Origin of the sequence: Nocardioides sp., assembly GCF_035576065.1 — a bacterium.
In the GTDB taxonomy this organism is placed as follows: Bacteria; Actinomycetota; Actinomycetes; order Propionibacteriales; family Nocardioidaceae; genus Nocardioides.
Genome location: NZ_DATLWX010000026.1, coordinates 15,566 through 28,984, shown reverse-complemented (window position 1 = coordinate 28,984; position 13,419 = coordinate 15,566). Strand labels below are relative to the sequence as shown.

15 protein-coding genes are annotated in these 13,419 nt (G+C 69.7%); 11 read left to right on the top strand and 4 right to left on the bottom strand.

The genetic code is table 11. The annotated features are described in order from the left end of the window. The first annotated feature begins 3 nt into the window (after nucleotides 1-3). Nucleotides 4-957 (top strand): GNAT family N-acetyltransferase, encoded by a 954-nt coding sequence (locus tag VNJ48_RS12740; RefSeq protein ID WP_325602644.1) that lies wholly within the window; start codon nucleotides 4-6, stop codon nucleotides 955-957. On the opposite strand, the gene VNJ48_RS12735 is transcribed toward VNJ48_RS12740, so the two are convergent. From VNJ48_RS12735 to VNJ48_RS12725, 3 genes are read right to left on the bottom strand one after another with little or no spacing between them, the layout of a single operon-like run. Further along, nucleotides 939-1,487, bottom strand: a complete 549-nt coding sequence (locus tag VNJ48_RS12735) for a 4-amino-4-deoxy-L-arabinose transferase (RefSeq protein ID WP_325602642.1) — start codon at nucleotides 1,485-1,487, stop codon at nucleotides 939-941. The two genes, VNJ48_RS12740 and VNJ48_RS12735, sit on opposite strands and share 19 nt — an antisense overlap. Further along, nucleotides 1,477-2,691 (bottom strand): amino acid deaminase/aldolase, encoded by a 1,215-nt coding sequence (locus VNJ48_RS12730; RefSeq protein ID WP_325602640.1) that lies wholly within the window; start codon nucleotides 2,689-2,691, stop codon nucleotides 1,477-1,479. The genes VNJ48_RS12735 and VNJ48_RS12730 overlap by 11 nt, the downstream gene beginning before the upstream one ends. Beyond that, nucleotides 2,688-3,137, bottom strand: a complete 450-nt coding sequence (locus VNJ48_RS12725) for a hypothetical protein (RefSeq protein WP_325602638.1) — start codon at nucleotides 3,135-3,137, stop codon at nucleotides 2,688-2,690. The genes VNJ48_RS12730 and VNJ48_RS12725 overlap by 4 nt, the downstream gene beginning before the upstream one ends. Nucleotides 3,138-3,169: 32 nt before the next feature. Here VNJ48_RS12725 and VNJ48_RS12720 point away from each other — a divergent pair, with 32 nt between their 5' ends. The 8 genes from VNJ48_RS12720 (at nucleotide 3,170) to VNJ48_RS12685 (ending at nucleotide 9,168) form a co-directional block, all read left to right on the top strand. Further along, the gene (locus VNJ48_RS12720; protein ID WP_325602636.1) at nucleotides 3,170-3,670 is read left to right on the top strand and encodes an SseB family protein; all 501 of its coding nucleotides are present in this window, start codon (nucleotides 3,170-3,172) and stop codon (nucleotides 3,668-3,670) included. Between the two features lie 184 nt (nucleotides 3,671-3,854). After that, nucleotides 3,855-4,592 carry a translation initiation factor IF-3 gene (gene infC / locus VNJ48_RS12715; protein ID WP_325602738.1) on the top strand — a complete coding sequence of 246 codons (738 nt, stop codon included), beginning with the start codon at nucleotides 3,855-3,857 and terminating at the stop codon, nucleotides 4,590-4,592. Between the two features lie 88 nt (nucleotides 4,593-4,680). Next, a complete protein-coding gene (gene rpmI, locus VNJ48_RS12710; protein WP_325602634.1) occupies nucleotides 4,681-4,875 on the top strand; it encodes a 50S ribosomal protein L35 in 195 nt (64 codons plus the stop codon). A 55-nt stretch (nucleotides 4,876-4,930) separates the two neighbouring features. Further along, on the top strand, nucleotides 4,931-5,317 hold the full coding sequence (rplT, locus tag VNJ48_RS12705) for a 50S ribosomal protein L20 (RefSeq protein WP_325602632.1): 387 nt from the start codon (nucleotides 4,931-4,933) through the stop codon (nucleotides 5,315-5,317). Nucleotides 5,318-5,320: 3 nt separating this feature from the next. After that, nucleotides 5,321-6,130: a TrmH family RNA methyltransferase gene (locus tag VNJ48_RS12700; RefSeq protein WP_414689946.1), complete on the top strand. Its 810-nt coding sequence runs from the start codon at nucleotides 5,321-5,323 to the stop codon at nucleotides 6,128-6,130. A 9-nt stretch (nucleotides 6,131-6,139) separates the two neighbouring features. Then, a complete protein-coding gene (locus VNJ48_RS12695) occupies nucleotides 6,140-7,822 on the top strand; it encodes an ATP-binding protein (protein WP_325602628.1) in 1,683 nt (560 codons plus the stop codon). Further along, complete coding sequence (locus VNJ48_RS12690) at nucleotides 7,819-8,085, top strand: DUF4031 domain-containing protein (RefSeq protein WP_325602626.1); 267 nt, start codon at nucleotides 7,819-7,821, stop codon at nucleotides 8,083-8,085. Before VNJ48_RS12695 ends, VNJ48_RS12690 begins: the two co-directional genes overlap by 4 nt. Before the next feature lie 9 nt (nucleotides 8,086-8,094). Next, complete coding sequence (locus VNJ48_RS12685; RefSeq protein WP_325602624.1) at nucleotides 8,095-9,168, top strand: PAS domain-containing sensor histidine kinase; 1,074 nt, start codon at nucleotides 8,095-8,097, stop codon at nucleotides 9,166-9,168. Nucleotide 9,169: 1 nt separating this feature from the next. Here the strand turns inward: VNJ48_RS12685 and VNJ48_RS12680 are convergent, their stop codons facing one another. Then, nucleotides 9,170-9,799 (bottom strand): LysE family translocator, encoded by a 630-nt coding sequence (locus VNJ48_RS12680; RefSeq protein WP_325602622.1) that lies wholly within the window; start codon nucleotides 9,797-9,799, stop codon nucleotides 9,170-9,172. Between the two features lie 138 nt (nucleotides 9,800-9,937). Here VNJ48_RS12680 and VNJ48_RS12675 point away from each other — a divergent pair, with 138 nt between their 5' ends. Both VNJ48_RS12675 and VNJ48_RS12670 read left to right on the top strand, forming a co-directional pair. Next, nucleotides 9,938-10,642, top strand: coding sequence for a response regulator transcription factor (locus VNJ48_RS12675; protein ID WP_325602620.1), 705 nt, complete (start codon nucleotides 9,938-9,940; stop codon nucleotides 10,640-10,642). Then, a complete protein-coding gene (locus VNJ48_RS12670; RefSeq protein ID WP_325602618.1) occupies nucleotides 10,636-13,305 on the top strand; it encodes a DUF4153 domain-containing protein in 2,670 nt (889 codons plus the stop codon). The genes VNJ48_RS12675 and VNJ48_RS12670 overlap by 7 nt, the downstream gene beginning before the upstream one ends. The last annotated feature ends 114 nt before the right edge of the window (nucleotides 13,306-13,419 follow it).

Below are 13,419 nucleotides of genomic sequence, written 5' to 3'. Positions count from 1 at the left end.
TCCATGCGCCTCGACCCCAGAGCCATCACCGCGGCCGACGCGGAGGCGGTGGCCCAGCTCATGGTGCGCATCGCCGAGGACCACCCCACCGGGTTCGAGCTCGCCGCGAGCGAGGTGGTCGAGCTGATGGGGGAATACCCGGGCGTCATCATCGAGGGCGGCTGGTATGCAGGCGGGCTGGTGGCCTACACCGCCGTCCTGCCCAGGACGCCGGTCGACGGAGTGCATCCCTTCCTGTTCTTCGGCGACGTGGATCCGGCGCACCTCGGGCAGGGGTTCGGCACGGTGATGCTCGAGCGGGCACTGGCCGCAGCGCGTGCCGTCCACGATCAGGATGCGCCGGACGAGAAGGCGCGATTCGGCACCCGGGCGCTGGACGGCAGGGCCGACCAGGCCGACCTCCTGACCAGTCACGGGTTCACCCTCGACCGGCACAACTTCCTGATGGTCTCGACCCTGGACTCGCTGCCGGACCCGGTGCTGCCCGATGACCTGATCTTGAGCACCTTCGACCCGGCCGACTCCGACGAGCTGCGGGCAGCGCAGAACCTCGCCTTCCGTGACTACCCCAGCTACAGCGACATCGACGAGGCCAACTGGACCCCGTTCATGATCAAGGGCGCGCACGCCCGCCACGACCAGTCCTTCGTGCTGCGCGACCCCGCCCGCGACAACGCAGTGGCGGCCTACGTCTTCACCCACGAATACGCCCTCGCGCCGTCGGGGGAGAAGGGTCGAGAGGCCTACGTCGCCTACGTCGGCACTCTGCCGGACCACCGCGGGCGCGGGCTCGCGACCAACCTCCTCGCGCACACCCTGCATGCCTGCAAGGCCGCGGGGTTCGACACCTCCAGCCTCGACGTCGACACCGCCAACCCGACGGGTGCGCTGGGGATCTACGAGCGGGCCGGCTACTCGGTGCGCTACCGGCAGGACAACTACGCGCTCGTCGAATAGACCAGGTCGGCCCGCTCCCGGGTGCGATCGCGCACATGGAGGGCCGCTTCTTCGTCGAGCCACTGCTCCCAGTGGGCATGCATGTCGTCGCCGTCGCGTTCGAGCCCTCGGGCGAGCCGCACGTCACGGTCCGCCTCGATCCAGACGAGGGTCGTGATCAGGTCGTCGTACGTCGAAGCAGCGCACCCCACGCCGTCGATGACGAGCAGCGGGGTCGGCTCGAGGGGGTGGGTCTCCGCCCACTGAGACGAAAGCCAGTCCCATCGCCGCCAGGACGACGCTCGGCCGCTGGCCAAGGGGCGCAGCACGGCCTCGATGGTCGCTCCGAGGCACGGCAACCCGCCCCAGCCCGCCAGCAGCTCGTCGGCATGGAGGACCGGCGCACCAGTCAGATCCCCCAAGGATGCGGCCAGCGTCGTCTTGCCCGCGCCGGCCAGGCCGTCGATGCAGATCAGCCGCCCGGATCCCAACGTCGGTGGGGCGGCCAGGGCGTGATCGAGCGCCTGGGTGGCCCAGTCCTCAGAAGGCATGACCGAGGCCGCGGTACGTCGCAACCGCCTCGACGATCTCCTCGCCCCGCACGAGGTGCGCCGTGTTGACGTGCTCGAAGAGCTCCCCGGACTTCGCGTGCCGGAACCACACCAGGTCGCCGATGCTCAGCATCGCTGCGGGGTGGCCGGTCAGTGGCGTCTGGACCTCGCCGGCACCCTCGAGGCCGATCAGGTGGAGCCCGGGGGGAGCCCACGGGACTGGTGCCCGGTCGTCCCCGACGGGGCCGGAGGCGATCAGGCCGCCGCCGTGGACCGTGGCCAGCGTGGGCGTGGGCTTGCGGCTGACCCGTAGTCCGAAGAAGGCCGCCGGTCGGGGGGTGAAGGACTGGTAGTGGTCGAACAGTCCCGGGACGAGCAGTCCCGAGCCCGCGGCGACCTCGGTGACAGCCGGGTCTGCGACGGTGCTCTCGATCGACCCGGAGCCACCGGCATTGAAGAACTCCAGCTCGGCGATCTTCGCCAGGGCCTCAGCGATCTCGCGGCGGCGTACGGCGAGCTGCGTGACCGAGGCCTGCTTGAGGCGCCGCACCACCATCGACCGCGCCCGTTGTCGGGGCACGTCGTCCGGCACGCCGGCGACCTGGCCCTCATAGGTCATCACCCCCACCAGCCGGAAGCCCTCACGAGCCGCGACGGCCCGTCCCAGCGCACCGACTGCCGCGGGGTCGTAGAGGGGCGACCGCTTGGGCCCGACGTGCTGGTTGCCGAGTCGCAGGCCCGCGTCCACGTCGAGGGCGACCCTGATCTGAACGGCGCGGGACGTGCGCACGGAGTCGACGACGTCGAGGTGGGCGAGGTCGTCGACCATCAGTGTGATCGCCGCCGCTGCCGAGGGGGACGCGACGAGGTCGGCCAGCGCCCCACGGTCGAGGCTCGGGTAGCCGACCACGATGTCGTCACTGACGCCGAGCTCGTGCAGGACCAGCGCCTCGCGCAGCGTGAAGGCCAGGACACCACGAAACCCGGGGAGGGTCAGGGCGCGTTGGATCAGCGCCGGGACCCGCAGGGACTTCGAGGCGACCCGGATCGGCGTGTCGCCCGCCCGCCGCGCCAGGTCGGCGGCATTGGCGTCGAAGGCATCGAGGTCGACGACGACCAGGGGAGTGGAGAGGTGATCAGAGTGCCGGGAGACGGCCGTGTTCAACCTGGCCCACAGGCGGTTGCGAGCGACGAAGTCGCTCACTTGATGCCTCGACGCCTGAGGATGTCCTCGATGTCGGCCAGGTCGTCGTCCACGACCGGCGCGCTGGCGGCACCACCTCGGGTCGACGATGCTTCCGGGAGCTTGGCGCGGCTCTCCCGGGCAGGCGGGCGGTCGCTGCCGCGGGCGAGCTGACGGTCCCGCAGGATGCCGGAGACCACGATGAGCACGACGCCCAGACCCGCCAACCCGATCCCGGTCCACGTGATCGGGTTGAAGACAAGGCTCGTCGCCCAGTCGGTCACCGAGCCGGCGATCTCGGTGAACATCTCGAGGGTGCCGGTCAGCCACGCGGCGACTGGCAGCACCGTGAAGCCGAGCGCCCTCATGGCCGCGGTGGCTCCTCGTCGGCGGAAGGTCACCCAGGTCCACGCGAGTCCCAGCAGGGTCAGGGTGGCGGCGAGCGCCGCCCAGGTTGCCTCGTCCACGTGCTCAGAGTTGCACAGTGGACAATGGGTTCGTGGAGCGACTCATCCCCGACCCCGGCTTTGCGGGCGACACCGGCACCGCTGACCCGGCGCTGGCGGCCGCACTTGCGGCGTACGCCGAGGGCGAGGCCAGCCACGGCGACGTGCTGCTCGTCCTGCAGGACTCGCGCTTGCTGGTCCCCGTCGTAGCAGTGCTGGGCGAGGTCGAGATCGACGAGCAGGGCCTGGCCCACGACAAGACGAGCGACATGGCCGTGGTGCTCATCCAACGCCCTGACGGACGAGTCGGGTTGCTGGCGTTCACGTCCAGCGACACATTGTCCCGCTGGAACAGCGAGGCCCGTCCAGTGCCTGTCGCTGCCGGGCTGGCTGCCAAGGCGGCCGTGCAGGACAACGCTGCCGCGGTGGTGGTGGACATCGCAGGACCCAGCACCCTGGTCGTGGAGGGCGACGACCTGACCGCCCTGGCAGCAGGATGGCGGCTGACGCCGCTCGGAGACCGGACCGCGTGGATTGGCTCGGGGCCGGAATGATCGGCTAACCTTCGGTGTTGACCGATCAGTCCCGCTTGCGGGGCCGATCCACCAAGCGGAGACAGCTGGTTCGTCTCCCACCCGCATCGACCGCGAGGTCGTCGGGTTCCGGTCCGGACCGGGTCCTCGATTTTCGTGGACCCGATGCTGGCTTCCGCTTGGACAAGGTGGGAGCCAGTTCTTCATTTTCGCCACTGTCTCCTCCTGGTCCAACACACACCAATCCACTGGAGGACACATCAGCACCGAGCTGCGCATCAACGAGCGGATCCGAGTTCCCGAGGTCCGTCTTGTCGGGCCCAATGGCGAGACGGTCGGCATCGTGCCGACCGATCAGGCGTTGAAGCTTGCCCAAGAGGCAGACCTCGATCTGGTCGAGATCGCTCCTCAGGGCCGGCCGCCTGTCTGCAAGCTCATGGACTACGGCAAGTTCAAGTACGAGAACGCCCAGAAGGCTCGTGAGGCGCGTCGCAACCAGACGAACGTGATCATCAAGGAGATGAAGCTTCGTCCCAAGATCGACGCGCACGACTACGAGACCAAGAAGGGTCACGTGGTCCGCTTCCTCAAGGCCGGCGACAAGGTCAAGATCACGATCATGTTCCGCGGTCGCGAGCAGCACCGCCCCGAGCTGGGCTACCGCCTGCTGCAGCGCCTGGCCGAGGACGTCACCGAGCTGGGCTTCGTCGAGTCCTCGCCCAAGCAGGACGGCCGCAACATGATCATGGTGCTCGGCCCGCACAAGAAGAAGGCCGACGCCAGGATCGACGCCGCTGTCGCCAAGGAAGAGAAGATGGCCGAGCGCGCCGCCGACAAGGACCTCGAGCGCGCCGAGCGCGAAGCAGCGCACGCTGCCGGGCCGGTGGCACAGAAGAAGGAGCGCGGCCGCTCCGAGAACCTCGATCCTGAGATCGAGGCGTGACGAAGTCACGACTCGGTCGAACAAAGTCGCGGCGGAGCCGTGACAACCATGAGCACCCCGCACCAATGAATAGGAAGTAGAGGCAGACATGCCGAAGAACAAGACCCACTCGGGTGCCAGCAAGCGCTTCAAGGTCACCGGCTCGGGCAAGATCCTTCGGGAGAAGGCCGGCAAGCGACACAACCTCGAGAAGAAGGCCTCCAAGGTCACCCGCCGCCTGACGGGCACCGTCGAGATCGCCAAGGCCGACAAGCCTCGTGCCAAGAAGATGCTGGGTCTCTGAGTTCCTGACCCGCCCCCGCTGTACCCCGAAGATTTTTGAAACAAGGAGCAAAGTTATGGCACGCGTCAAGCGGGCGGTCAACGCCCAGAAGAAGCGCCGGGTAGTCCTCGAGCGCGCCTCCGGATATCGCGGTCAGCGTTCGCGCCTCTACCGCAAGGCCAAGGAGCAGGTCACCCACTCCCTGGTCTACAGCTACAACGACCGCCGCAAGAACAAGGGCAACTTCCGCAAGCTGTGGATCCAGCGCATCAACGCCGCTGTCCGCGCCCAGGGGATGACCTACAACCGCTTCATCCAGGGCCTCAACCTGGCTGGCATTGAGGTCGACCGCAAGATCCTCGCCGAGCTGGCCGTCAACGACGCCCCGGCCTTCGCCGCCCTCGTCGACGCCGCCAAGGCAGCGCTGCCCGAGGACGTCAACGCACCCAAGGTCTCTGCGTAGTTCATGGAGCCTTTGACTGCGGGGAACTCCCGCGTCAAGGACGCTCGCAAGTTGAGCCGCCGCTCGGTCAGGACCGAGCGGCGGCTCTTTCTTGCCGACGGCGCCAACGCGGTGACAGCCGCGCTCGGCGTGCCCGAGTGCGTGATCGAGGTCTTCGCCACGCAAGCGGCGTCCACTCGGTACGCCGACGTGCTGGCCGCCGCGCCACTGGTCACGCTCGTGGACGAGCGCGCCCTGGCATCGCTGTCCGACTCCGTCAGCCCGGCCGGGCTGGTCGCGCTGTGCCGCCACTTCGACGTGGCGCTGGACGAGGCCCTGGGCGGGGAGCCGCGCCTCGTGGTGATCTGCGCCGACGTCCGCGACCCCGGCAATGCCGGGACGGTGATCCGGACCGCTGACGCGGCCGGCGCGGACGCTGTGGTGCTGACGGGCCAGTCGGTCGATCTCTACAACCCCAAGACGCTGCGGGCCAGCGCCGGCAGCGCCTTCCACCTGCCCATCGCCGTCGAGACCGACTCGGCCGCCGTCGTGCAGCGCGCTCGCGCTGCGGGCTGCACGGTGCTGGCCGCCGACGGGGCGGGCGAGGTCGACCTGTTCACCGCCGAGCTCGGTGGGCCGACGGCCTGGCTGTTCGGCAACGAGGCCTGGGGGTTGCCGGCAGACCTGGCGGGCCTCGCCGACCACAGGGTGGCGATCCCGATCCACGGCCGGGCCGAGAGCCTGAACCTGTCGACGGCTGCGGCCGTGTGCCTCTATGCCAGTGCTCGCGCCCACGATGCGCGATTGCCCTCCTCGGGGGGACCCGACCACTAGGCTCCGCCTGTGCCCGAACTGTTGGCGAGCTCCTCCAGCAAGGACTTCACGGGTCTGCGTGTGCGCCAGGCGGCCGCGATGCTGCTGGTGTTCGGGACGAGCTACTTCGCCGTCTGGACCTCGCCGGGCGGTGACGGCGTCTCGCAGTGGTGGGTGGCCTCGGCGATCGGTGCCTGCGCGATGGTCGCATCACCCCGCAGCCACGCCTGGTGGCTGTTCACCGGGGTGGTCGTGCTGACGGGGGCAGGCAACGTCCTGGGTGGCCGCGAGCCGATCAGCGCCCCGGGACTGGCCTTGGCGAATGGCGTCGAGTCCTACGTCATCGCCCGGATGCTGACCCTCAACTGGTCAGGCCCGGCCCGACTCCGATCGTGGCTCGACCTGCGTCGCTACGTCGTGGTCATGGCCCTGGCAAGCGTGGTGCCGGCACTCATGGCGCTACTTCTCTCCGTGACGGCTCTCGACCGCAGCTTCTCCGTGGTCGCGGCCTGGGTGTTCATCAACCACTTCGGCTGCAACCTCGTGCTGATGCTGCTCGTGACCAGCCGACCCCCGGCGCCTGCGGTCTCCCGGACAGAGGTGGTGGCCCACATCGCCCTGATGGCGGGCGTGACGGCCATCTCCCATGCGCCTGACAACACCCGGACGGGCGCCTTCCTGATGACGGCTGGAGCGGTCTGGGCTGCGGCGCGTTTTCCCTTGCGTTGGGTGGTCCTGGAGCTCATGGTCCTGGGCGGCTTGATCACGTGGTTCGCCCAGCGCGGCGTGGGGCCATTCGAGGTGTTGTCGGTTGACTCGACCCTGGTGACGGTGCTGGGCGGCATGCAGAGCTTCATGGCGACCAGCGTCCTGATCGGGCTGATCTTCGCGACCGGGCTGTCCCTCGAGCGCGAGCGCGGCCTGGCCATGGTGGCCCAGCAGCGCGAGGTCGAGGCGGCGACCGTGGCGGCGCTGCATCTCGAGCGTGCGGCCAACCGCCGCATGCATTCGATGGACCAGGCCAAGAACGAGATGATCAGCACGATCAGCCACGAGCTCCGCACTCCGCTGAGCAGCATCGTCGGCTACGTCGAGGTCTTGCAGGACAGTATCGACCTGCCCGGGCATGACCGTGCCGACATGTTGGCCCGGGTCTCCCGCAACGCCGACCGGTTGCTCTCCTTGGCCGAGAACGTGCTGCTGGTCTCGGCAATCGACGAGCGCGTGTGGGCCCCGGACAAGCGTCTGATCGACCTGCGGGACTGCCTCCAAGCGGCGCAGGACGCCGCGGTCGTCCCTGAGGGCCGTTCGGACCTCCGGGTCGACATCCAGGTCCCGCAGCATCCGCTCCACGTCCATGCTGATCAGCAGGAGATTGAACGAGTGATCCTGAACTTCGTCAGCAATGCGATCAAGTTCAGCCCAGGTGCGGGCACAGTCCGCGTGCGGTTGGCCACCGTCGACGCGATGGCCAGGATCTCCGTGCAGGACAGCGGACTCGGCATCGGACCGGAAGACCAGCAGCGCATCTTCGAGCGGTTCTTCCGCTCATCGCTGGCCCGGCAGCACGCCGTGCCCGGCACGGGGCTCGGCCTGAGCATTGCTCGCTCGATCGCGGAGGCCCATGGTGGCACCACCGGCTTCACGTCCACGGAGGGCAAGGGATCGACCTTCTGGATCGACCTTCCCTTGGCAGTGGTGCCGCAGCCGTGATCATCATCGATCCGCCCGCGGTCGAGCGCTGGGGCCGCCTCTGGTCGCACCTGGCCAGCGACCACTCCTTCGAGGAGCTGCACGACTTCGCGCGCGCTGCGGGTGTGCCGGAGCGTGGCTTCGACCGCGACCACTACGACGTACCGTCCGAGTGGTACGCCGTCATGGTCGCCGCAGGCGCCGTGCCGGTGACCTCACGCGACCTCGTGACCCGCCTGCGACGGGCCGGACTGCGACGACCCAAGGCGGTCCCTGCGGACTAAGGTGTGTCGGTGTCCCGCATCGACCCTGGGCCCTCGCGGTTGCGATCGCTGGCCGACCTCTACCCCGACGGCGTCGTCGGCGCCACCGTCGACGGCCAGGTCACGCTCATCAACGACCGTGGGGCTCAGCTGCTCGCCACGACGGTTGACGCGGCGACGGGCGGCCGGATCGAGGACGTGCTCCGACTGCAGGACCAGGAGGGCTGCAACTGGTGGCAGTTCAACGACCCGATCGGCAGCCTGTCCATCCGGACCGCCATCCCCGAGCAGTCCTGGCTGAACGCCTCCGGTGAGGAGGTGCTGACCACCGCCCGCCTCGTCCGGGACGGGAAGCGCGGGCCCGTCGTCGGGATCGCCATCGCCATCCGCAGCGGCCACGGACGGGCGCGGTTGGACCGCGAGCGATCCGACCTGGTCGCCACGGTCGCCCACGAGCTCCGGTCACCGCTGACCGGGGTGAAGGGGTTCGTCCAGGCGCTCCTCAACCGCTGGGACAAGCTCTCCGACGACCAGCGCAAGCTGATGCTGACCACCGTCAACGCGGATGCGGACCGCCTGGTGCGGCTGATCGCCGAGCTGCTCGACGTGGCCCGGATCGACACCGGTCGGCTGTCGCTCTACCCGCGCCAGGTGGACGCGGCGCTGCTCGCCCGGCGCGTGGTCGACTCGGTGGGGGCAGGGACCAGTCGGAGGATCGAGCTGTCCACGCCCCCCGATGGGCTGCCAGAGATCTTCGCCGACCCCGACAAGTTCACGCAGGTGCTGACCAACCTCGTGGAGAACGCGGTGCGGCACGGGCAGGGACGGGTGAAGGTCTCGCTGGTCGGCCTGCCCGACGACGCCGCTCACGCAGGTGTGCGGGTCTGTGTCGACGACGAGGGCGAGGGGATCCCGAAGGAGATGCGCAACCGGATCTTCACGAAGTTCTGGAAGCACGGCGCGAGCGGAGGCTCCGGCCTCGGCATGTACATCGTCGGCGGGCTCACCCGGGCGCACGGCGGGCTGGTCACCGTCACCGATGCGCCGGAGATCGGAGCCCGGGTGATGGTGGACTGGCCGAGCGAGGACCTCCGACCCGGGTAAGTCAGTCGGTCGCTGCGAGCGTTGCCCCGAGACCGATCATCATCACGCCTCCCGCTGCTCCCATCGCGTCCAGCCGACGGGGCTCGCGGGCAAACCAGTCGCGCGCCTTGCTGGCAGCCAGCGCCCACACCGAGTCGGATGCCACCGCCAGGATCGCGAAGAACAGGCCCAGGGCCGCGACCTGCGCCCCGACGTGACCGGCCGCGGCGTTGGTGAACTGCGGCAGGAACGCCACGAAGAAGATGATGGTCTTCGGATTGGTCGAGCCGACGATGAACCCGGTGCGGAGCGCGGTGCCCGTGCCCTCGCTGGATCGGCCTAGCTCGAGTGCGATGCGGGCGTCACCTCGGTGCCGGATCGCCTGCACACCCAGCCACACGACCCACGCCGCCCCGACGATCTTGAGCAGCGTGTACGCCGTGGCGCTCGCGGCCACCACCGCACCGAGCCCCAGCGCCACTGCGATGACCTGAGCCAGCAGACCGAGTCCGTTGCCGACCACCGAGAGGAGGGCGGCCCGGCGCCCGACCGTCAGCGCTCGTCCGATGGTGAACAGCAGGCTCGGGCCCGGCACCTGGATGAACAGGATCGAGGCGAGCGCGAAGGCGAGGAGCTGGTTGCTGGTGGGCACGAGTCCAAGCCTAGGGACCAGCCGATCCCTGGGCCACACCAAACCGGTCGATGAGCGTCGCTGCCTCGCCGACATCTCCACGGAACCTTCACGAGTCGGCCCCGCATCCTGCGCAGGTCCGCTCCTAGGCTCAGGCTCATGAGCGGACAACAGGTGGTGGTGGTCGAGGACGACCGGGTCATCAACGACCAGGTGACGGAGCGACTGCGGGCCGAGGGGTACGTCGTCACGCAAGCCTTCGACGGACCGTCTGCCGTGACGCTCATCGCCGAGACCCAGCCGGACGTCGTCCTGCTCGACGTGATGCTGCCCGGATTCGACGGGCACGAGGTGTGCCGGCGCATCCAGTCCGAGCGGCCGGTGCCGGTGCTCATGCTCACAGCCCGTGACGACGAGGCGGACATCCTCGTCGGGCTCGGCGTGGGCGCCGACGACTACCTCACCAAGCCGTTCCGGATGCGCGAGGTCGTGGCTCGCGTGGCGGCGCTCCTGCGCCGGGTGGAGCGGGCGGCAGAGCTGGCGGCCACCACCGATCGGGACCCCGTGGTCCACGGCTCGCTCCGGGTGGACCCGGGCAGGCGGCGTACGACCATCGGCGAGGTCGAGGTGCACCTGACGCCGACCGAGTTCGACCTGCTCGTCTGCCTGGCGCGAGAGCCGGGACAGGTCCTGACCCGCGAGCGGCTGCTGGCGGACGTCTGGGGCTGGGGCGACGCGACGAGGGGCGGGGTGGCCACCCGCACGGTGGACAGCCACGTCAAGGCACTGCGGCAGAAGCTGGGCCAGGGCTGGATCCGCACGGTGCACGGTGTCGGCTACGCCCTCGAGCTGCCGACATGCTGACCCTGCTGGACGCCATCACGAGCATCAAGGTCAAGCTCGGTGCGCTCGTGGTCGTCTCGGTCATCGTCGTCGCCCTGTTGGCGACGCTGGGTTCCTCGGCGGGCGTACCCGTGTGGCTGACCCTGCCCGTGGCCGTGCTCCTGACCCTCGGCGTGACGCAGCTGCTCGCTGCCGGGATGGTCGCGCCGCTGCGCGCCATGACCGAGGTGGCGCAGCAGATGGCGCGCGGCGACTACTCCGGCCGCGTGCACACGACCTCGACCGACGAGGTGGGCAGGCTGGCGGCCGTCTTCAACCAGATGGCCGGTGACCTGGCGCTCGTCGAGGCCGAGCGCCGCGACCTGATCGCGACCGTCTCGCACGAGCTGCGCACTCCGCTGGCCGCCATGATCGCGGTACTGGAGAATCTGGCCGACGGAGTGGTGCCCGCAGATGGTGAGCACCTCGACGGGGCGCTGGCCCAGGCCGAACGGCTTCGTCAGCTCGTCACCGACCTGCTCGACCTGTCGCGGCTCGAGGCCGGAGTGACGCACCTGCAGGCGTCCGAGGTCCCCGTGCGGGCCCTCGTCGCCGACTGTGTCGCAGAGGTGGCCGCAGCCGGGCGGACGGGCGACTTCGAGCTGGAGGTCCCGGGCGACCTGCTCGTCCAAGCCGATGGCGCTCGCCTGCGGCAGCTGCTCATCAACGTCTTCGACAACGCCGCCAGGCACGCCCCCGCCGGCTCGCCGGTCGAGGTCGGCGCCGGCCGCGGTCCGACCGGTTGGTGGCTCACGGTCGCCGACCAGGGACCGGGCGTGGCCGCGGAGGACCGCGAGCGCGTGTTCCAGCGCTTCGGGACCGACCCGGGCGGTGGCGGCACCGGACTGGGGCTGGCGGTCGCACGCTGGGTGGCCCAGCTCCACGGCGGCACCCTCCGCTTCACCGACCCGGAGCAGGGCGCCGCCGGAGCGCTGCTCCGGCTGGACCTCCCCGACCTCACCCGTACCCCGATGCCCGAGAAGGCGCCCGTGACAGTCCCGGCTCCCGTGCCACCTCCTGCTCCCGTGCAGCCGCTTGCTCCCGATCCCTGGCGGCCTGCGCCGGGCCCGCCCGGGACCCCGGTGCAGTACCGCCCCCTGGTCGCGTCCGGCCCCGGCAACCCGGCGGGGATGGACAGCATGTTCGGCGGGTTCTGGCCGGAACCGCGCAGGCTGGCAGGCCTGCGCGTGGTCGTGGCCTGTGCCCTGATCGGGATCCTGGCCGGAGCCACGATGACCTTCACCCTGCCCGGCCTGTCGTGGGTGCTCGTGCTGCTCGGCGCCGGCACTGCGGCGTACCTCACTGCGCGGCACCGCCGCAACGTCTTCACCATCGGCTGCACCGCGCTGGCGTCGTTGCTCGTGCTGCCGCTGATGCTGCTCGACGCGGACGGGATCGCCGTGCTGGGCGTCTTTGCTGCCGCTGGGGTGTTCCTCATCGGGGTGACGGATGCGCGTACACCGGCCGGGTTCCTCCTCGCCGGTGTGTCGTGGCCGTTGTCCTCCCTGCGTGGGCTGCCGTGGTTCGGCCGCGCCCTGCGGGTTGTCGGCACCGGCGGCCGGGTGCCGGCCGTCGTACGCACTGTCGTGGTGTCGCTGCTCGCACTGGCCGTGTTCGGCGCCCTGTTCGCCTCGGCAGATGCCGTCTTCGCCACTTGGATCGACGCCCTCGTCCCGGCCCTCACCTTCAGCGACCTGGTGGTGAGGATCTTCGTCAGCTGCCTGGTCTTCGGACTGACCCTGGCCGCGGCCTACCTCGCCCTCAACCCGTCGCGGGTCGAACCCGCGCGACGCCCGGTCGAGCCGCTCGGCAACCGCTTCGAGTGGCTGGTGCCGGTGCTGATCGTGGACGCAGTGTTCCTCCTCTTCCTCGTCGCGCAGACCTCGGCCGTCTTCGGTGGCCACGCCTACGTAGAGGACACGACCGGCCTGACGTACGCCGACTACGTGCACCAGGGCTTCGGGCAGCTCACCCTGGCGACGCTGCTGACGCTGTTCGTCGTGTGGGCCGGGGCCCGCAAGGTCAAGGACGCTCCTGCCGACCGGCTGTGGATGCGCCTCTCGCTCGGCCTGCTGTGCTTGTTGACCCTGGTGGTTGTCGCTTCCGCGCTGCACCGCATGCATCTCTACCAGGAGTCCTACGGCTTCACGACGCTGCGGCTGACCGTCGACGTGTTCGAGGGCTGGCTGGGGGTCGTGGTGCTGCTCGTCATGGTTGTCGGGGGCCTCGGGTTCGGTCGCTGGTTGCCGCGGCTCGCTCTGATCACCGGGGCAGTGGCCCTGCTCGGACTGGCGGCGATCAATCCGGACGCCTGGGTGGCCGGTCGCAACATCGACCGCTACGAGGCGACGGGAAAACTGGATCTCAACTATCTGCAGACCTTGTCGGCCGACGCCGCTCCGGTCATCGCAGAGCGGCTGCCGGCCAAGGTCGCTGCCTGCACGTTGCGCTATCTGCAGGAGGAGCGGCTGTTCCAAAGATTCGACGGACCGCTCGGCTGGAACCTCGGTCGTTGGCAGGCAAGGCGCGCGCTGGCGGGGCTCGACATAGCCAGCGTGCAATTGGGGACCGTGCCGGTCGGAGCTACTGAGTTCGATCAATGCAGGTTGACCATGGCCGCGTATGCCACAGGCCCCGCGCGGTAGGGTCTGCACCGTGAGCCTCAGCAGCCGATTTCTGCGCCCCGGACCTCACACGTGTCCGGGTGCCCGTCGATCTGCCTGACCGACACGCGCTCCGAGACGTCGCCGGGTCCGGGG